Origin of the sequence: Stenotrophomonas chelatiphaga (assembly GCF_032054965.1) — a bacterium.
Taxonomy (GTDB): Bacteria; Pseudomonadota; Gammaproteobacteria; order Xanthomonadales; family Xanthomonadaceae; genus Stenotrophomonas; species Stenotrophomonas chelatiphaga.
Map to the genome: position 1 here is coordinate 163,684 of NZ_DAMBRS010000003.1, position 18,373 is coordinate 182,056.

Genomic DNA, 18,373 nt, shown 5'->3' on the forward strand with positions numbered 1-18,373 from the left:
CCGTTGGTCGTCACGCTTCGGGCTACATTGCGAACGGCTCGCGCTGCATGCCATCTGCCAGCACATCCACGAACGACCGCACGCGCGCCGATACGGCGGTGTTGCGGTAGTACACCGCGTGGATGGGCTGGTAGACATCCAGCGTCTGCGCGATCAGCACCGGCACCAGCGCGCCGCTGGCGCGGTCGGCGTGGGTCAGGAAATCAGACAGGCAGGTGATGCCGGCGCCTTCCACCGCCAGCCGGCGCAGGGTCTCACCACTGGAGGCGGCGATGTCCGGGCGTACCCGCAACTGGCCCTCGTCGTCGCCGGGCAGCGGCCAGCGGTTCAGCGATTCGGGTTCGTTGAAGCCCAGCAGCGTATGCGCCGACAAGGCGGCCACGCTGTCCGGCGTGCCGTGCTGGCGCAGGTAGGCCGGGCTGGCCACCAGCTGCAGGCGGCAGCGGCCGAGCAGGCGGGCATGCAGGGTGGAATCGGCCAGCGGACCAATGCGGATGGCCAGGTCGGTGCGCCGCTCGAGCAGGTCGATGTAACGCTCGGAGCTGTTCACTTCCAGCGCCACCTCCGGAAACTGCTGGCGATAGCGGGCCACCAGCGGGGCGATCACATGCAGCACGAACGGCATCGCCGCATCCACGCGCAGGCGACCAGCCGGACGCTGGCGACGCAGCGCCATCTGTTCCTCCGCGGTCTCCACTGCCTCGACGATCTGCCGCGCTTGGCGCACGAAGGCCTCGCCTTCGGCGGTCAGGTGCAGGCGGCGCGTGGTGCGGGTCAGCAGCGTGGTGCCCAGCTTTTCTTCCAGCCGGCCCAGCGCGCGGCTGACCCCGGACGGGGTCTGGCCCAACTGCTCGGCCGCCGCGCTGATGGTGCCGCTGTCGATGACCGCCAACAGGGCCTGCATTTCATCCAAGGTGATCTTCATCGCCGCATTATTGACCATCAGGCAAGAGTGATTGGCGTGAAGACGTGTTTTTCGGCAAAGGTCAGCGGCGCAGACTGCGCTCCTTCCTTTCCTGCCGGACCCTGTCATGACCCGTGGCATTCCCCTCGCCCTGCTGGCGCTCACCCTCGGTGCCTTTGCCATCGGCACCACCGAGTTCGTGATCGTCGGGTTGCTTCCCACCATCGCCGCCGACCTGCAGGTCAGCCTGCCCTCGGCCGGCCTGCTGGTGTCCCTGTACGCGCTCGGCGTAGCGATCGGCGCGCCGGTGCTGACCGCGCTGACCGGCCGCGTGCCGCGCAAGACCCTGCTGGTGGCGCTGATGCTGGTGTTCACCGTGGGCAACCTGGTCGCCTACCTGGCACCGGGCTACAACTCGCTGATCGTCGCGCGCATCCTGACCGGCCTCGCCCATGGCGTGTTCTTCTCCATCGGCTCGATCATCGCCACGTCGGTGGTGCCGAAGGAAAAAGCCGCCAGCGCGATCGCCATCATGTTCACCGGCCTGACCGTCGCCCTCGTTACCGGCGTGCCGCTGGGCACCTTCATCGGCCAGCACCTGGGCTGGCGCGCGACCTTCCTGGCGGTATCCGGGCTGGGCGTGGTGGCGCTGCTGGGCAGCCTGGCCTTCGTGCCGCGCAACCTGGCGCAGAGCGCACCGGCGACCTTCCGCCAGCAGCTGGGCGTACTGGCGCAGCCGCGGCTGCTGATGGTGTATGCGATGACCGCGCTCGGCTACGGCGGTACGTTCCTGTCCTTCACCTACCTGGCGCCGATCCTGCAGGAGGTCACCGGTTTTTCCGCCAATGCGATCAGTGGCGTGCTGCTGGTGTACGGCATCTCGGTAGCGTTCGGCAACGTGTGGGGCGGCCGCCTGGCCGACCGGCTCGGCCCGATTCCGGCCCTCAAGCGCATCTTCGCGCTGCTGGCACTGGTGCTGCTGGTGTTGACCTTCACCGCGTACAACACCTGGCTGGTGCTGCTGACCGTGCTGGCGCTGGGCGCGGTGGCATTCGGCAACGTGCCCGGCCTGCAGGTCTACGTGGTCAAGCAGGCGCAGCGCCATGCGCCGCAGGCAACCGATGTGGCATCGGGGCTGAACATCGCCGCGTTCAATATCGGCATCGCCCTCGGCGCCTCGCTGGGTGGGCTGGTGGTGGAACACATCGGCCTGATGCACACCCCGTGGCTGGGCGCGCTGGTGGTGGTGGGCGCCTACGCCCTGACCGCGCTCAGCGGCCGGCTGGACCGCCGCGATGGCATCGACGACCGCGCCGACGGCATCACCGTGGCGGCGCATTGAACAGCCCGCTGCCGGGTCGCCCGCTGCGGCCGGGCACCACAACGCAGCGTTGCCCGCATGCACACGGCAGCTGCCCTACCCTCTTCCTGTCCCCCGCTGGAGTATCCCCATGACCGTTCCTGCTTTTGGCCTCGGTACGTTCCGCCTGAAAGACCAGGCGGTGATCGATTCGGTGCGCAATGCGCTCGACGTCGGCTACCGCGCCATCGATACCGCACAGATCTACGGCAACGAAGCCGAAGTCGGCCAGGCGATCGCCGAATCCGGCGTGCCACGCGATGACATCTACCTGACCACCAAGATCTGGATCAGCGAATTCAAGCGAGACGCGCTGCTGGCCAGCCTGCACCGCAGCCTGGAGAAGCTGCGTACCGACCGCGTCGACCTGACCCTGATCCACTGGCCGTCGCCGGATGACGCGGTGCCGATGGAGGAATACCTGCCGGCGCTGGCCGAAGCCAAGGCACAGGGCCTGACGCGCGGGATCGGCATCTCCAACTTCACCATCGCCCAGACCCGCCGCGCAATCGGCATCCTGGGGGCAAGCGAGATCGCCACCAACCAGGTGGAGATCCATCCGTACCTGCAGAACCGCCTGCTGGTGCCGTTCCTGCAGGAACAGGGCATCCACGTCACCGCGTACATGAGCCTGGCCTACGGCGAAGTGATCAAGGATCCCGTGATCCAGGCGATCGCCGGCCGCCACCAGGCCACCCCGGCGCAGGTCGCGCTGGCCTGGGCGCTGCAGCAGGGCTTCGCGGTCATTCCGTCTTCGACCCGGCGCGAGAACCTGGCCAGCAACCTGGAAGCTGCCAGCCTGCGCCTGACCGACGAAGACCTCGCCCAGATCGCCGTACTGGACCGCGGCCATCGGCTGGCCAATCCGGACGGCATCGCCCCGGCCTGGGACTGACCTCTCCCCTGGTGCGTGACGACCGTTGGTCGTCACGCTGCTGCACTGTGGGTGACGACCGTTGGTCGTCACGCGCCTGCTTGCCGTTGCGCTCGCCGAGCATGCCCCGGCGCTGGCCGGTTGGTCTTCTACAATGGCACGATGACAGAACGCATTCCCCTGCTGCTGCTTCCCGGCCTGCTCAACGACGCCGAACTGTGGCGTGACCAGCTGACCGACCTGGCCGACATCGCCGAGGCGACCGTCGGTGACCTCACCCACGGCGAAACGATGCAGGCAGTGGCCGACGCCGTGCTCGCACAGGCACCGCCCCGCTTTGCCCTTGCCGGTTTCTCCCTGGGTGGGTTCGTGGCCCAGCAGATCCTGCGCAGTGCGCCGCAGCGGGTGCTGCGGCTGGCCCTGATCGACACCTCGATCCATGCCGATTCGCCGCAACGTGCTGCACAGCGTGCCGCACAGATCGCCAGTGTCCGTCTGCCCGGCCGGTTCCATGGGTTCGGCGACACGCTGATGCGCAGCTACATCGATGCTTCGCGGCTGGATGACCAGGTGCTGGTGCAACGCGTCCGCGACATGACCGCGCGACTTGGCGCGGAGGTGTTCCTGCGGCAAAGCGGGCTGGACCGCGAAGACGGCCATGCGCTGCTGGCGTCCTACCGTGACCCGCTGCTGATCGTGTGCGGTGAGAATGATCGCATCACCCCGTTGCCGATCAGCCGGGAAATGCAGGCACTGGCACCACAGGCCACGCTGGTGGTGGTGCCCGGGTGCGGGCACCTGGCCCCGATGGAGAAGCCGGGCGAGGTCAGTGCGGCCATGCGCGAATGGTTGCTGCGGGAATGAGGTCGCGGGAAAGCATGCGCCGCGGGCAGCGGCAGGCAGGAGCCTGACGGCCAGCGGCCGTCACTACCGGAAGCGGGATCATTCCAGCAGCTGCGCGGCCACCTGCTGCACCGGCAGGCTCACCATCATCACCGTCGAATCATCCGGATCCAGCCGGGTGCTGAAGCCCAGGCTCTGGCACATCGCGATCATCGTGCTGTTCTCGCGCAGTACCTGGCCTTCCACTAGGTCCAGGCCCAGCCATTTCGCGTACTCGATCATGATCGTCATCAGGCGCCAGCCGATGCCGTGGCCCTTCAGGTCCGAGCGGATCAGGATGCCGTACTCGCCGCGATGGTAATCGGCGTCTGCATGCAGGCGCACGGCACCCAGCATGTCACCGCTGCGCGGATCGATCGCCACCAGCGCGATGGAGCGCGCGTAGTCCAGCTGGGTCAGCCGGGCGATGAACTCGTGGCTGAAATGCTTGACCGACTGGAAGAAGCGCAGGCGCAGGTCTTCATCACTGACGCGCGCGAAGAACGCGCGGAACAGCGCATCGTCTTCCGGTCGCACCGGCCGCACGAAAGCATGGCTGCCATCGGACAGCTGCAGCGTGCGCTCCCATTCCTTCGGATACGGGAACACCGCGAACCGCGGGTGGCCGCGGCCTTTGTGCAGGATGCGCGAAGGCGCGATCGCGACCCGCGCGTCCAGGGCCAGGATGCCTTCGCGATCGGCCAGCAGCGGATTGATGTCCAGCGTGCGCACTTCCGGGATATCCGCTGCCAGCTGCGCCAGCTTGACCAGCACCAGGGCGACGGCACGCTCGTCGGCGGCCGGGAAATCGCTGTACGGCTTGAGGATGCGCGAGACCCGGGTGCGGCCGATCAGTTCATGTGCCAGCCGCAGGTCGAGCGGTGGCAACGCCAGTGCCTTGTCATTGATCACTTCCACCGCCGTGCCGCCACGACCGAACACGATCACCGGGCCGAACGTCGCATCGTCGGCGATGCCGGCGATCAGCTCGCGCGACTTCGGGCGCACGATGGTCGGCTGCACCAGCAGGCCGTCGATGCGCGCATCGGGGCGCAGTTCGCGCGCACGCGCCAGGATGCTGGTCGCCGCCGCCTGCACCGCTGCCAGCGTGGACAGGTTGAGGCGCACGCCGTCCACTTCGGATTTGTGCGGGATGTCCGGTGAGAGGATCTTCAACGCCACGCTGGCGCCCTGTTCCAGCAGGGGTTGGGCCAGGTCCATGGCCTCATGCGCATCGCGCGCATGCAGCACCGGCGCCGAAGGAATGCCGTATGCCTTCAGCAACGCATGCGTGGCCAGAGGATCCAGCCAGCGCTGCCCAGCGGCCAGCGCCGCGTCGACGATCGCGCGCGCGGCCACCGCATCGACCACGAAATCCTGCGGCAGGCTGGGCGGCGTCTCCATCAGCGCGCTCTGCGCGTCGCGGTAGCGCACCAGGTGCTGGAAGCCGCGCACGGCTTCTGCTTCAGTGGGATAGGTCGGCACGCGCGCAGCGTTCAGGGTCGCGGTGGCGCGCTCGTCGTTGCCCAGCCACACCGCGAACACCGGTTTGTCACGCTGGTGGCGCGGCCGCAGGCCCAGGGTGCGGGTGAGCGCCTGCGCGGCATCGGCGGAGGAGGTGAAGGCGGTCGGCACGTTGACCACCAGCAGCGCATCGTTCTCATTGTCGGCCAGCAGCGCTTCGATGGCGGCGGCATAACGGTCTCCATCGGCGTCGACCACGATGTCCACCGGATTGGAGCGTGACCAGCCCTGCGGCAGCACCGCATCGAGCTGCTGCACGGTGCTGTCCGACAGCGTGGCGAGGGTGCCGCGCAGCGCCGCCAGCTGGTCCACCGCCAGCCGCCCGACGCCACCGCCGTTGCTGAGGATGGCCAGCCTGCGCCCGGGAAACGAGCCCAGCCGCCCCAGCGTCTCGGCGGCGGTGAACAGTTCGTCCAGCGCGCTCACCCGCAGCAGGCCGGCGCGGTTGAAGGCCGCGCCGTAGACATCATCGGCGCGCGCCAGCGCCTGCACGTGGGTATCGTTGCCCGGCATGATGCGCTCGGCACGGCCGGACTTGACCACCATCACCGGCTTGGAGCGCGCGGCGGCACGCGCGGCCGACATGAACTTGCGCGCGTCCTTGATCTGTTCCACGTACAGCAGGATGGCGCGGGTGCGGTAGTCGGTGGCGAAGTAGTCCAGCAGGTCGCCGAAGTCCACGTCCATCGTATCGCCCAGCGACACCACCGCCGAGAAGCCCACCGAGCGCGCCACGCCCCACTCCACCAGCGCGGCGGCGATCGCGCTGGACTCGGAAATCAGCGCCAGGTCACCGGCCTGCGGAACATGCGCGGCGATGCTGGCATTCAGGCGCGCATGCGGTGCGATGACCCCCAGGCAATGCGGCCCGAGGATGCGCAGGCCTTTGGCGCGGGCGCTGGCTTCCACCTGTGCGGCGAGCGAGCCGGGCCCTTCACCGAGGTGCGCGGTGAGGATGATCGCCGCGGCCACGCCCAGCGCGGCGGCATCGGCGATCACCTGCGGCACGATGCTGGCCGGCGCGGTCACCACCACCAGCTCCGGTACCCAATCCAGGTCCTTCAATCGCCTGGTGGTGCGGATGCCGTCGATCTCCGCATGGCGCGGGTTGACCCAGGCGACCTTGCCGGCGAATCCCGCCCCGCGCAGGTTGCGCATCACCGCCCGGCCGGCCGAACGATCGCGCGGACTACCCCCGATCACGGCGACCGACTGCGGACGGAACACGGACTGCAGGTTGTAAGTGCTCATGCCGCTAGTAGAGCAAAAAAGGGGACGGAGGGGATTAAGTCTTATTCGGACCTGCCCCACTGGCCGAACGCGACTTAATCCCCTCCGTCCCCTTTTTTACAGCAGCGTCCCGTGGAGGATGGTGGCGGCGATGCTGAAGTAGATCACCAGGCCGGTGACATCGACCAGAGTGGCCACGAACGGCGCCGAAGCGCTGGCCGGGTCGAAGCCGAGGCGCTTGAGCGCGAACGGCAGCATCGATCCGGACAGCGAACCGAAGGTGACGATGCCGACCAGCGCGGCGGCCACGGTGAGCGCCAGCAGCAGCCAGTGCTCGCCATAGTCATGCAGGCCACCCAGCTGCCAGACCACGATGCGGAGCATCGCCAGGCTGCCCAGGATCGTGCCCAGCACGATGCCGGTCGGCACCTCGCGCAGCGCCACCTTCCACCAGTCCCGCAGCCGCAGTTCGCGCAGCGCCAGGCTGCGGATCAGCAGCGAAGTGGCCTGCGAACCGGAGTTGCCACCGGAGCTCATGATCAGCGGAATGAACAGGGTCAGCACCACCGCGCGGGCCAGTTCGTCTTCGTAGTGCTGCATCGCGCTGGCGGTCAGCATCTCCCCGAGGAACAGCACGCTCAGCCAGCCGCCGCGCTTGCGCAGCATTTCCACGAAGCCGATCTGCATGTACGGCTTTTCCAGCGCCTCCATGCCGCCGAACTTGTGCGCGTCCTCGGTGGATTCCTCGATCAACGCATCCAGGATGTCATCCACGGTGACGATGCCCAGCATCTGCATGCCGGCATCCACCACCGGGATCGCCAGCAGGTCGTGGCGGCGGATCAGCTGCGCCACTTCCTCTTGGTCCATCGCCACGTCCACCGTCACCGGCGCGTTGACCTGCGCCACGTCCAGGATCGATTCATCGGGCAGGCCGGTGATCAGCCGGCGCATCGTCACCACCTGGCGCAGCTGGCGGCTGGCCGGGTCGAGCACGTAGATGGCATAGACGGTCTCGCGCGTGCGCTCCACTTCGCGGATGTGCTGCAGGGTCTGGCCCACCGTCCAGTGGGCCGGCACGCTGACGAACTCGGTGGTCATCAGTGCGCCGGCGGTATCCGGCGGGTAGCTCAGCAGGGTCTGGATGACCTGGCGCGCCTCGGCGCCGATCAGCGGCACCAGCCGCGCGCGCTCGTCCTGGTCCAGTTCGTGCACGATATCGGTGGCACGGTCGTCGGCCATCAACCCCAGCAGCGCGGCAGCACGCGCCGGCGGCAACGCGGCCACCAGCTCGCCTGCGCGATGCAGTTCGGGGGCCTCCAGCAGCTTCACCGCGCGCGGCAGCGGCAGCGCGGCGAGCAGCTCGACCGCGCCGGCGAGCGGCAGGGTGTTGAGATGTTCCACCGCGTCGGCGGTGTTGAAGTTGGCCAGGGGGGCGGCCGTGGTGGCAGCGTCCGTGGCAGGACGCAGCATCTGCTTCTGGTTCATCGTGGTTCGCCTTTCGTCGTTGCAGGTGCAACGCCAACGCAGGCGAACCGTCCCTGTCAGGCGGTTGCCGTCGCTGGCGTCGAACGAGGTCGACTTCTACTGTCGCTGGACATGGGGGTTGGACTCCGGAAGGGTGTTGCCAGCGGGTAGGCCACTGGCGGGGGGCAGGATGGACCCGCGGGCACGATGGGTCAACCCCGCAGGGGCCGCCGGTTTGGCGCGGCTCAGCTGTATCGCCGTGCGCGCGGCAGCGGGCGGCGCATAATGTCGCGCAAGGGCCGGCTGCCACCCGGCGTGCCCTCCCCCCTGCGGCCATGACCTCGACTTCCCATGCATAGCGGCGTGCTCGAACTTGCCCTGGTCCTGCTGCTTGCGGCAGTCATCGCGGTGCCGGTGTTCCGCCGCCTGGGCTTCGGCGCGGTGCTCGGCTATCTCGCCGCGGGCGTGGTGCTGGGCCCGGACGGACTGGGCTTCGTGCAGGACACCGACCGCATCCTGGGCGCGGCCGAGATCGGCGTGGTGATGCTGCTGTTCGTGATCGGGCTGGAGCTGTCGCCGTCGCGCTTGAAGGTGATGCGGCGTTCGGTATTCGGTGCGGGCGCGCTGCAGGTGGCGACCTGCGCGCTGGTGCTGGGCGGCCTGCTGATGCTGGACCATTTCCACTGGAAGAGTGCGCTGGTGGTCGGCGTGGCGCTGGCGCTGTCCTCCACCGCGGTGGGCCTGCAGCTGTTGTCCGAACACAAGGCGCTCAACAGCGACCATGGCCGGTTGGCGTTTGCCATCCTGCTGTTCCAGGACCTGATCGCCATCCCGCTGCTGGCCGCCATTCCGCTGCTGGGCGGTGCGCGCAACCAGACCCTGCACTGGCAGGACGTGGCGGTGGCCATCGGCGCGCTGGCGGTGGTGATCCTGTGTGGCCGGCCGCTGCTGCGCCGCGTGTTCGGCATGGTCGCGCGCACGCGCAGCCCGGAAATGTTCACCGCCACCGCCCTGCTGGTGGTGCTGGGCACCGCCTGGTTCCTGCAGGAAGCGGGCCTGAGCCCGAGCCTGGGCGCGTTCCTGGCCGGCGTGCTGTTGTCCGATTCCGAGTTCCGGCACGAGCTGGAAGCGCAGATCGAACCGTTCAAGGGGCTGTTTCTGGGCCTGTTCTTCATTGCGGTGGGCATGGGGATCGACCTGGACCGCATCGTCGCCGAACCGGGCATGATCGCCGCAGGCGTCGGCGTGCTGCTGCTGGTGAAGTTCGGGCTGCTGTATGCGATTGGACGGCTTGCCCGGCTGGGCGCGCGCCAGGCGCTGATGCTGGGCAGCGTGCTGTGGCTGGGTGGCGAGTTCGCCTTCGTGGTGTTCAACGAAGCCCAGCGCGCGTTGCTGCTGGGCAGCGCCAACCATGACCGGCTGGTGGCCATCGTCGGCCTGTCGATGGGCCTTACCCCGCTGCTGCTGATCGCCCTGCTGCGGCTGATCGGCCGCGAAACCGAGGCCAGGCCAACGCCACCGCCGGCAGATGAAGTGAACCCGGACCAGCGACCGAAAGTGCTGATCGCCGGGATGGGACGCTTTGGCCAGGTGGTGGCGCGACTGCTGACCGCGCAGAAAGTGCCGTTCGTCGCGCTGGAGGTCAATCCGGATACCGTGGCCGACCTGCGCCGGTTCGGCAACCAGCTGTACTACGGCGATCCGACCCGGCCGGAGATGCTGCGCGCGGCGGGCGGTGCGGAGATCGCGGTGTTCGTGGTCACCATGGATGATCCGGAAACCAACCTGCGCGCGACGCGGATGATCCGGCGCTTGTATCCGAACGCGCGGGTGCTGGCGCGGGCACGCAACCGCCAGCATGCGTGGCGGCTGATGGACATGGGCGCCGAACCGTTCCGCGAAGTGTTCGGCACCAGCCTGGAACTCAGCGAACAGGTGCTGAGGCTGCTGGGGGTGTCCGAAGAAACGGCGCGGCGGCATGTGCAGCGTTTCCGCGAACATGATGAGAAGCTGCTGCGCGACCAGTACCTGGTGTACGACGACGAGGCGGCGGTGATCCAGACCTCGCGCGATGCACGCAATGACCTGATGCATCTGTTCGAAGCCGATGCGGGCAGCGGAAAGGACGCGCCGCAGGACCGGTAGCGCTCGGCGAGCGCAGCGGGAAGCGGAGGCGTGACGAACACCGGTCGTCACCCACCAGCGCAGAGGCGTGACGACCAACGGTCGTCACTACCGGCGGTTCATTCGCGCAGGAACCGTGCCATCGAGGACACGCCGGGCACGCGCGGCTGGAATTCGGCGGCCACGTCGATGAAGCCGCGCATCACCGCGATCTCGCGCGGGCTGCGGTTGAGCGTGTCGCGCGCCTCCGGATCCGCGCCGGCGCGCAGCAGGCGCTGAACCAGCAGCGGCAATCCATGCAGCGCCGCCAGGTGCAGCGGGCCGAAGCCGCGCGGATCGCGCACTTCCAGCGAAACGTCTTCATCCAGCAGGCGTTCCACGCCGGCCAGCACCACCTGTTCGTCGCAGGCGGTTCCCGGCTCGGCACGCGCGCCCAGCAGCAGCAGCAGCGGGGTCACTTCGCCGGCAGCCGCCTTGTCCGGCTCCGCGCCGGCCAGCAGCAACGTGTCCAGCAGGGCCAGCAGGCGCGAGCGGTCGCGGGCGGAGAATCCGTACAACGCAGCGCAATGCAGCGCCGCCAACTGCTGCGCATCGCTGGCATGCACGTCGGCGCTGGCGGTCAACAGCCGCGCCACGATATCCGGCAGGCCCAGCGCAGAGGCCAGCATCAGCACCGTGACGCCGCCGGGCAGGCGGTGTTCGAGTTGCGCGCCGGCATCCAGCAGCGCCGACACGATGTCCATCTGGCGCATGCTGACCGCTGCCGACAGCGGCGTGGCGCCGCTGGCCGACGCATGTTGCGGATCGGCACTGCGTGCCAGCAGCAGGTCCACCACCGGCAGATGGCCGCCACCGGCGGCGCGCAGCAGTGCCGTGCAGCCCTGCGCGTCGACGCTGTCCACGGCGAAGCCGAGGTCGATCAGCCGGCGTACCGCATCCACGTCCCCGGCGGTGGCCGCAGCGGCCAGGTCGGATTCGCGCAGCGTGCGCCGCGGCAGCGACCAGACGCGCCAGTCCAGCCAGTCCGCCAGATCGCGACGGCCACTGGACAGCGCGACACCCAGCGGCGTCTGGCCATCGGCGGCGCGTGCTTCCGGCGACGCGCCATGGCGCACCAGCAGCTTGAGCGCCGCTTCGCGTCCCAGCGCGGTGGCCAGGTGCAGCGCGGTCATGCCGTGGCTGTCGCGTGCTTCGCGATCCACGCCCAGGCCCAACAGCGACTGCTGCAGGCGCAGCCATCCCAGGCGCACGGCCAGCGCCAGTGGCGGGTCGCCGGCCGGCGATGCAGCGAACGGATCGGCGCCACGCTCCAGCAGCTCCAATGCCAGCTGTTCCAGCCCGCGACTGGCCTGGTCGTGCTGCGCGCAGGCCGCCAGGAAGCGTGCCAGCCCGCCACCGCCGGCAGGTGATACGCCCTGCTCCAGCATCACCTGCAGCGCTGGCACCGCATCCACGCCACGCGCCAGCAGCGCGAACATCGGCGTATCGGTGCAGGCATCGAGTACCTCGTGCGAGGCGCCCTGCTTCAGCAGCCAGGCAACGGCGCGCGGATCCAGCGCCAGTTCGGGTTCGTGCAGCAGGCTGCCCAGTTCTTCGGCACGGCACAGCCGCGCCATCGATTCCATGCCGTCCAGGTTGCCGAAGCGCAGTGATTCGCGCAGCAGCTCGAGCGGCGGCCGGTCCGGCAACAACGACGTGGCCACTTCGCCGTCTTCGCTGGACGCCAACAAGCCATCACTGACTGCGGCCGGAAGCGCGTAGGACGCATCGAGCATCGCCACGATCGCCCAACGGCCCGCTTCGGCCGCGCTGTCCACCGCGCGCCGTGCCAGCGGGTCGTCGAGGTCGGCGACCAGCCCCAGCTCCAGCAGACGCTTCACCATCAACGGCGGTACGTCGGTGGCCATGGCGGCCAGCAGCAGGGCATTGCGACCATCGGCATCGACGGCGGCAAGGTCGGGCTTGTGCCGCAGCAGGTGTTCGATCACCGCTGCACGCCCACCGGCGGCCGCTTCCAGCAACGGCGTGCGGCCCAGCGCATCGCGGGCTTCCAGGTTGGCACCGGCAGCGAGCAGCGCATCCAGGATCGCGGTATGCCCGGCCAGTGCGGCTTCGTGCAGGGCGCTGCGGCGCTGGCGATCGCGCGCATCGGCGCGCGCCTTGTGCTTGAGCAGCAGCTGCACGCCAGCCGGATCATCGTCTTCGGTGGCCGCTGCGGCCAGCAGCACCGGAATGCCTTCCACCGGTTCAGTACGGGCGCCACGTTCCAGCAGGAAGCGCGCCAGGCGCCAGTTGCCGACCTGGCAGGCGACCGCCAGTGGCGACCAGCCCTCGTTGTTGAGCGCGTCGATTTCGGCGGCGGCATCGCGCAGCAGCGCGGCGACGCCGGGATCGGAACTGCGCGCGGCGTGGTGCAGCGGCGTGTTGCCGTCGGCATCGGTGGCGCGCGAATCCGCGCCGTTGGCCAGCAGGGTCATCACCGCTTCCGGGCGCCCATGCCAGCTGTCACGCGTGGCCGCCAGCAGCGGCGTCATGCCCTTGTGCGGGGCGTTCACATCGACGCCGCGGGCAATCAGTTCGCGCAGCAGGCGCAGGTCCGGCAGCACCGCGGCCAGTACCGGCAGGTTGCGCTGGTCGCGCCACTGCGGGTCCGGCGCGGCATGCGGATCGGCACCCGCCTGGAGCAGCTGCAGCGCGCGGTCGATGCGGCCATGGCGTGCCGCTTCATACAGCGCCGGCGCCAGCGCGTCGGCGGGCATGGCTTCCAATGCGACCGGTGCGGTATCGGCGTCCGGCTGCTCGTGTGCCTGCCAGGCACTGCGCAGTTCCTGCATGCCGTGGGACGGTGCGGAGGGCGCGGTACCGGCCGGTACCACCCGCTGCAGCAGCAGGTGCAGCAGGGGCGACAGCAGCACCGTGACCACCACCGCAGGCCAGCGCAGTGCCGGCGGCAGCAGTTCCGGCCAGGCCGGCATCACCACCAGCGTGCACAGCGCGAGAACCAGCGCCGCCACCGCCAGGCCGCGCCAGGCGCCCAGTTCGCGGCCGGCCAGGCCCGTGGCATGGCGCTGCAGTCCACCGGCCAGGCGTTCCACGTCACTCCACAGCGGCCACGTGCGCCACACCGCCAGCAGGCCGACGCCCAGCAATACCGCCAGTCCCAGCGCGGCGGCCAGGCTGCCGCTTTCGCGCAGCGCCGCCAACGGCCAGGCCATCAGCAAGGCAAGCACCGCCGGCCCGGCCAGCCACAGCACCAGCAGCGCGGGTAGTTCTTCGCGGATCACCTGCGGCAGCGCACGCGGTACCCGGCTGCGGCGCAGCCAGGACACGCCCAGCGCGAAGGCCGGCTGCGCAAGCGCGGCCAGCAGTACGCCGGGCAGGCCACCGACGGCCGATGCCGCGGCCAGCACTGCACCCAGCGCCAGCGCGGCAGGAACCAGTCGGGGATGCGGGTCAGTCATTGTGACGCGGCATCATGCTGGTGATGCTCGGCGGCACCTGCAGGTAGAACCCGCGGCTGGCCAGTTCGCTGCGTACCAGCGCGACATCCGCGCGTGCCAGGCGACGGCCTTCGACCAGTTCCAGTTCCAGCACCAGGGTCAGCCGGCCCAGCGATGCGGCCAATGGCCCGGGCAGCACGCCGAAGCCATCCCGCTCGGCGAGATAGACGTAGGTATCGTCTTTGCGTTGGCTCTTGTAGACGTAGGCTTGCATGCTTTCAGGTTTACCCTTCAAGACATGATTGTGTCGGAAACCCGTCACCGGCGGAAGGCGTCAGGTCAGGCACGGACCCGCTGCGCGCCGTTTCCCGACACGGGATTCATCAATGTCGTGACGCGGTTCAGTCTTGGGTCGCCGGATGGCGGGCAAACACCAGCGAGGTGTTGATGCCGCCGAAGGCGAAATTGTTGCTCATCACGTGGTCGACCTGCAGCGTGCGGCCTTGCCCCTGCACGTGGTCCAGCGGGGCACAGCGCGGATCCACCACGTCCAGGTTCAAGGTGGGGGCGAACCAGCCCGCGCGCATCATCTCGATGCTCAGCCAGGCTTCGAACGCGCCACAGGCGCCCAGCATGTGGCCGACGTAGCCTTTCAGCGAACTGATCGGCACGCCGGCCCCGAACACTGCGGCCGTGGCCTGGCTTTCGGCGATGTCGCCGTGGTCGGTGGCCGTGCCATGGGCGTTGATGTAGCCGATCTGCGACGGCGCGAGGCCGGCGTCGTCCAACGCCAGCTGCATGGCACGCGCCATGGTCGGGCTGCTGGGCTGGGTCACGTGCTGGCCGTCGCTGTTGCTGCCATAACCGCGGACTTCGGCCAGGATCGGCGCGCCGCGCTCCAGCGCATGCTGGCGCTCTTCCAGCACCAGGGTGCAGGCACCTTCGCCCAGCACCAGCCCATCGCGGCCCGCATCGAACGGGCGCGGCGTGGCCTGCGGCGTCTCATTGCGCACGCTGGTGGCGTACAGGGTGTCGAACACCGCGGCCGCGGTGGCGTCCAGCTGCTCGGCGCCGCCGGCCAGCATCACCGTCTGGCGGCCGGCGCGGATCGTTTCGTAGGCTTCGCCGATGCCCTGGCTGCCCGACGTGCACGCGCTGGACGTGGTGTGGATGCGCCCGCTCAGGCCGAAGAACACCCCGATGTTCACCGGTGCGGTGTGGCTCATCATCTTCAGGTAGGTGGTGGCGGTGATGCCGGCGGTGGTGAAGCTGTTGAGCATTCGGCCGAACTCGCTGATCGCCTCGTGGCTGCCGGCCGAGGACCCGTAAGAGACGCCGGTGCGCCCGCCGTGCAGCACCGGATGGTCGAGCAGGCCGGCCTGCTGCAGCGCCAGTTCGCTGGCGCGCACGGCCATCAGCGCCACGCGCCCCATCGAACGGGTGGTCTTGCGGTTGTAGTGCTCGGGCAGCTCGAACGCCTCGGCCGGCGCGGCCAGCCGTGTGTTCAGGCCTGCATAGACATCCCATTCCGGCATCGCGCGCACGGCATTGCGCAGCGAACGCAGGCGCGCGTGGATGCTCGGCCAGTCCTGGCCCAGCGGACTGATCGCCGCTGCGCCGGTGACCACCACGCGGCGTCCTTCGCGCTGCATCAGGCCAGGCCTCCGTTGACCGAGATCACCTGGCGGGTGATGTAGCCGGCATCGGCCGACAGCAGGAATGCCACCGCCGCGGCCACGTCGTCCGGCGTGCCGACCCGGCCGGCGGGAACCAGCTTGAGCGCGTGCTCGACCACCTCGGCGTCCAGCATCTCGGTATCGACCAGCCCGGGTGCCACGCAGTTGACGGTGATCCGGCGACTGGCCAGCTCCAGCGCCAGCGCCTTGGTGGCACCGATGATGCCGGCCTTGGCGGCGCTGTAGTTGACCTGGCCACGGTTGCCGATCAGACCGGAAACGGACGCCAGGGTGACGATGCGGCCCGGCTGGCGGCGCCGCACCATCGGCATCACCAGCGGGTGCAGCACGTTGTAGAACCCATCCAGGTTGGTGTGCAGCACCTGGTCCCAGTCTGCTTCGCTGAGTGCGGGGAAGGCCCCGTCGCGGGCGATGCCGGCATTGCACACCACGCCGTAGTACGCGCCATGCGCGGCCACGTCGGCTTCCAGCGCGGTGCGCGCGGCGGCGCGGTCACTGATGTCGAAGGCCAGCACGCGGGCCTGCCGGCCCATCGCGGCGATCTCCGCGACCACGGCCTGGGCTTCGTCGATGCGACTGCGGCAGTGCACTGCCACGTCGAAGCCATCGCGGGCGGCGCGCAGGGCGATCGCACGGCCGATGCCGCGGCTTGCGCCGGTCACCAGCACGGCAAGGTTGGCGGTCATGCGTTTCCCCTCTCCAGGTATGCCTGCGCATCGGCCGGTTCGTATACCGACACGTTGGCGTCCACCCATGTTTCGCTGCCCGCAGTGATGCGGCAGGCGAACAGGCCGAGCCCATTGTCGCCCATCAGTTCGCGCCGCGCGTGTACCACCAGCGCGGTACCGGCAGGGAACAGCGGAACCTGGCTGCTGTAGCGGCGGCTGCCGAGCAGGAAACCGATCTGCGGCGGGCGCCCGTCACGCCGCGCGCGGCAGCCCGCCCACGCCGCGATGGCCTGTGCCATGTATTCGATGCCGATCCACGCCGGCACGCCGGCCGCCTCGTTGAACAGGCCCGCAGCCGGCACCACCAGCGCTACGTCGATGCTGTCCTCGTCCCAACGCAGCACCTGGTCCAGCAGCAGCGCGCTGCCACGGTGCGGCACCACGTCTTCGATCGGGTAGAGCGTCATGCGCCGGGCATCCGCTGCAGGGCCAGCACGGCATTGCTGCCGCCAAAGGCGAACGAACTGCTGAGGACGCGCTGCAGGGGGCCGGCCGCCACCGCGCCCGGCGCCACCAGCGCCAGCGCGGGCAGCTCCGGATCGGGCTGGCCATCCCACCAGTGCGGCGGCAGGCGGCCGGCCGGGTTGTCGGCCAGCGCGATCCAGCACAGCGCCGCTTCGATCGCACCGGACGCGCCCAGCGCGTGGCCGGTCAGCGGCTTGGTGGAACTGGCCGCGACCTGCCCGCCGAGCACTGCCTGCACCGCACGCGATTCCATCGCATCGTTGTGGCGGGTGGCCGTGCCGTGCAGGTTGATGTAGTCCACGTCCGTCGGTGCCCAGCCGGCGCGGTCCAACGCCTCGCGCATCGCCGCAATGGCGCCGGCACCACTCGGTTCGGGGGCGGACATGTGGTGCGCGTCCGAGCTTTCTCCCCAGCCGGCGAGCTGTACCGGACCTGGTTCGCGGGTAAGCAGGAACAGCGCCGACCCTTCGCCGATGTTGATGCCCGCACGCGTTGCCGAGAACGGCAGGCAGCGGGTGTCGGAGATCGATTCCAGTGCGTTGAAACCGGCCACGGTGAAGCGGCACAGCGAATCGGCCCCGCCGGCGATCACCGCATCGACGATGCCGGCACGCAGCAGGCGCGCCGCCGATGCCAGCGCCTTGGCCCCGGACGAACACGCAGTGGACAGCGTCCACGCCGGTCCCGTTGCACCGCTGCGGTGGCGTACGAACGCCGCCGCGCTGCCCATTTCCTGCTGGGCATAGGCGAAGCTTTCCGGCCAGTGCCCGGTTGCGTGCCGCGCACGCAGGGCCGGCTCGGTTTCGCCGATGCCGGAGGTGCTGGTGCCGATCACCACCGCGACCCGCCCGGCACCGTAACGCTCAACGGCGGCCTGCACGGCGGGCGCGATCTGCGCCAGCGCGAGGTCCAGCAGGGCGTTGTTGCGGCCCCGTAGCGCGGTGGGCAGCGCGGACAGGTCCGGCAGCGCGGCCTGCACGCGGCCCAGCGCCAGGGTGCGTCCGGGCAGCACGTCGTCGCAGTCGGTCAGGCCGCCGGGCTGGTCGGCGAACAGACCGGCGGCGACCTGCGCGCGTCCGGCGCCGAGCGCGCAGACGACACCCATGTCGTTGAGGAAAATCGGCGCGTTCATGGCGCTTGGTCGCCCGTCGGCACTGAGCGGATGGTCAGCGAATAGCCTTCAACGCGGTTGTCCAGCTGCAGGCTGCCATCGTCGTTGCGCTGCAGCCGCAGGGCCTCGACCCCACCGCGCTGCAGCCGGCGCACGCGGCCATCATCGACCACCTGCCAGCCATCGGTCAGCACCGCGGCAATCGCTGCGGTCGGCCACAGCGCGAACTGCAGGTCGTCCAGCACGCGGTCGGCACGTACCTGCTTCGGCAACCACGCAGCGCGCTGTTCCTGCAGGTCCTGGCCGTCCCACTGCACGCGGAAGCCGGTCTGGCCCATTGCCTGCACCAGCAGCTGCACCTGCCCGGCATCGGCTTCCAGCAGGGCGTCCAGGTCGCGTTCGGCGCGACCGAAACGGAAGTGCAGCTGCTGCTGCAGGGCGAGCGTGCCCTGCAGGCTGGCCGGCGACAGGCGCAGCGGCGGCAGCGCACCTTCGGTACGCACCGGTCGGCCGGCACAGGCGGCGAGCAGCAGGGTGAGCAGGATCGCAGGCAGCAGGCGGCTCATG

The 18,373-nt window shown here is 69.5% G+C and carries 14 protein-coding genes; 4 read left to right on the forward strand and 10 right to left on the reverse strand.

Annotated features, from left to right (window positions below):
• Positions 1-22: 22 nt before the first annotated feature.
• Entirely contained in the window at positions 23-925 is a 903-nt protein-coding gene (locus tag RTX79_RS06935; protein ID WP_312682918.1) for a LysR substrate-binding domain-containing protein, read from the reverse strand.
• Between the two features lie 106 nt (positions 926-1,031).
• Here RTX79_RS06935 and RTX79_RS06940 point away from each other — a divergent pair, with 106 nt between their 5' ends.
• The 3 genes from RTX79_RS06940 to RTX79_RS06950 all read left to right on the forward strand — a co-directional run bounded on the left by RTX79_RS06940 (position 1,032) and on the right by RTX79_RS06950 (position 4,002).
• On the forward strand, positions 1,032-2,246 hold the full coding sequence (locus RTX79_RS06940; RefSeq protein WP_312682919.1) for an MFS transporter: 1,215 nt from the start codon (positions 1,032-1,034) through the stop codon (positions 2,244-2,246).
• A gap of 109 nt (positions 2,247-2,355) precedes the next feature.
• Entirely contained in the window at positions 2,356-3,159 is an 804-nt protein-coding gene (gene dkgB / locus RTX79_RS06945; RefSeq protein WP_312682920.1) for a 2,5-didehydrogluconate reductase DkgB, read from the forward strand.
• Positions 3,160-3,300: 141 nt separating this feature from the next.
• Positions 3,301-4,002: an alpha/beta fold hydrolase gene (locus RTX79_RS06950; RefSeq protein ID WP_312682921.1), complete on the forward strand. Its 702-nt coding sequence runs from the start codon at positions 3,301-3,303 to the stop codon at positions 4,000-4,002.
• Between the two features lie 78 nt (positions 4,003-4,080).
• Here the strand turns inward: RTX79_RS06950 and RTX79_RS06955 are convergent, their stop codons facing one another.
• Positions 4,081-6,795 (reverse strand): bifunctional acetate--CoA ligase family protein/GNAT family N-acetyltransferase, encoded by a 2,715-nt coding sequence (locus tag RTX79_RS06955; RefSeq protein WP_309682442.1) that lies wholly within the window; start codon positions 6,793-6,795, stop codon positions 4,081-4,083.
• Between the two features lie 96 nt (positions 6,796-6,891).
• A complete protein-coding gene (mgtE, locus tag RTX79_RS06960; protein WP_312682922.1) occupies positions 6,892-8,262 on the reverse strand; it encodes a magnesium transporter in 1,371 nt (456 codons plus the stop codon).
• A gap of 330 nt (positions 8,263-8,592) precedes the next feature.
• Here mgtE and RTX79_RS06965 point away from each other — a divergent pair, with 330 nt between their 5' ends.
• Complete coding sequence (locus RTX79_RS06965; RefSeq protein WP_312682923.1) at positions 8,593-10,386, forward strand: monovalent cation:proton antiporter-2 (CPA2) family protein; 1,794 nt, start codon at positions 8,593-8,595, stop codon at positions 10,384-10,386.
• A gap of 98 nt (positions 10,387-10,484) precedes the next feature.
• Here the strand turns inward: RTX79_RS06965 and RTX79_RS06970 are convergent, their stop codons facing one another.
• The 7 genes from RTX79_RS06970 to RTX79_RS07000 all read right to left on the reverse strand — a co-directional run bounded on the left by RTX79_RS06970 (position 10,485) and on the right by RTX79_RS07000 (position 18,372).
• The gene (locus RTX79_RS06970; protein ID WP_312682924.1) at positions 10,485-13,826 is read right to left on the reverse strand and encodes an ankyrin repeat domain-containing protein; all 3,342 of its coding nucleotides are present in this window, start codon (positions 13,824-13,826) and stop codon (positions 10,485-10,487) included.
• On the reverse strand, positions 13,819-14,079 hold the full coding sequence (locus RTX79_RS06975; protein ID WP_312682926.1) for a YcgL domain-containing protein: 261 nt from the start codon (positions 14,077-14,079) through the stop codon (positions 13,819-13,821). The genes RTX79_RS06970 and RTX79_RS06975 overlap by 8 nt, the downstream gene beginning before the upstream one ends.
• Before the next feature lie 127 nt (positions 14,080-14,206).
• A complete protein-coding gene (locus tag RTX79_RS06980; RefSeq protein WP_312682927.1) occupies positions 14,207-15,457 on the reverse strand; it encodes a beta-ketoacyl-ACP synthase in 1,251 nt (416 codons plus the stop codon).
• On the reverse strand, positions 15,457-16,188 hold the full coding sequence (locus tag RTX79_RS06985; RefSeq protein WP_057507141.1) for a 3-ketoacyl-ACP reductase FabG2: 732 nt from the start codon (positions 16,186-16,188) through the stop codon (positions 15,457-15,459). The genes RTX79_RS06980 and RTX79_RS06985 overlap by 1 nt, the downstream gene beginning before the upstream one ends.
• Complete coding sequence (locus tag RTX79_RS06990) at positions 16,185-16,637, reverse strand: hotdog family protein (RefSeq protein WP_057507140.1); 453 nt, start codon at positions 16,635-16,637, stop codon at positions 16,185-16,187. Before RTX79_RS06990 ends, RTX79_RS06985 begins: the two co-directional genes overlap by 4 nt.
• Positions 16,634-17,827: a beta-ketoacyl-[acyl-carrier-protein] synthase family protein gene (locus RTX79_RS06995; protein WP_312682928.1), complete on the reverse strand. Its 1,194-nt coding sequence runs from the start codon at positions 17,825-17,827 to the stop codon at positions 16,634-16,636. Before RTX79_RS06995 ends, RTX79_RS06990 begins: the two co-directional genes overlap by 4 nt.
• Complete coding sequence (locus RTX79_RS07000; RefSeq protein WP_312682929.1) at positions 17,824-18,372, reverse strand: DUF3261 domain-containing protein; 549 nt, start codon at positions 18,370-18,372, stop codon at positions 17,824-17,826. The genes RTX79_RS06995 and RTX79_RS07000 overlap by 4 nt, the downstream gene beginning before the upstream one ends.
• Position 18,373 lies beyond the last annotated feature (1 nt).

What these genes read in the sequence shown, in the direction of transcription:
- RTX79_RS06940 (WP_312682919.1), top strand. Translation starts at nt 1,032, where the DNA reads ATGACCCGTGGCATTCCCCTCGCCCTGCTGGCGCTCACCCTCGGTGCC.
- RTX79_RS06990 (WP_057507140.1), bottom strand. Translation starts at nt 16,637, where the DNA reads ATGACGCTCTACCCGATCGAAGACGTGGTGCCGCACCGTGGCAGCGCG.
- RTX79_RS06980 (WP_312682927.1), bottom strand. Translation starts at nt 15,457, where the DNA reads ATGCAGCGCGAAGGACGCCGCGTGGTGGTCACCGGCGCAGCGGCGATC.
- RTX79_RS06995 (WP_312682928.1), bottom strand. Translation starts at nt 17,827, where the DNA reads ATGAACGCGCCGATTTTCCTCAACGACATGGGTGTCGTCTGCGCGCTC.
- RTX79_RS06955 (WP_309682442.1), bottom strand. Translation starts at nt 6,795, where the DNA reads ATGAGCACTTACAACCTGCAGTCCGTGTTCCGTCCGCAGTCGGTCGCC.
- RTX79_RS06975 (WP_312682926.1), bottom strand. Translation starts at nt 14,079, where the DNA reads ATGCAAGCCTACGTCTACAAGAGCCAACGCAAAGACGATACCTACGTC.
- dkgB (WP_312682920.1), top strand. Translation starts at nt 2,356, where the DNA reads ATGACCGTTCCTGCTTTTGGCCTCGGTACGTTCCGCCTGAAAGACCAG.
- RTX79_RS06970 (WP_312682924.1), bottom strand. Translation starts at nt 13,826, where the DNA reads ATGACTGACCCGCATCCCCGACTGGTTCCTGCCGCGCTGGCGCTGGGT.
- RTX79_RS07000 (WP_312682929.1), bottom strand. Translation starts at nt 18,372, where the DNA reads ATGAGCCGCCTGCTGCCTGCGATCCTGCTCACCCTGCTGCTCGCCGCC.
- RTX79_RS06950 (WP_312682921.1), top strand. Translation starts at nt 3,301, where the DNA reads ATGACAGAACGCATTCCCCTGCTGCTGCTTCCCGGCCTGCTCAACGAC.
- RTX79_RS06985 (WP_057507141.1), bottom strand. Translation starts at nt 16,188, where the DNA reads ATGACCGCCAACCTTGCCGTGCTGGTGACCGGCGCAAGCCGCGGCATC.
- RTX79_RS06935 (WP_312682918.1), bottom strand. Translation starts at nt 925, where the DNA reads ATGAAGATCACCTTGGATGAAATGCAGGCCCTGTTGGCGGTCATCGAC.
- RTX79_RS06965 (WP_312682923.1), top strand. Translation starts at nt 8,593, where the DNA reads ATGCATAGCGGCGTGCTCGAACTTGCCCTGGTCCTGCTGCTTGCGGCA.
- mgtE (WP_312682922.1), bottom strand. Translation starts at nt 8,262, where the DNA reads ATGAACCAGAAGCAGATGCTGCGTCCTGCCACGGACGCTGCCACCACG.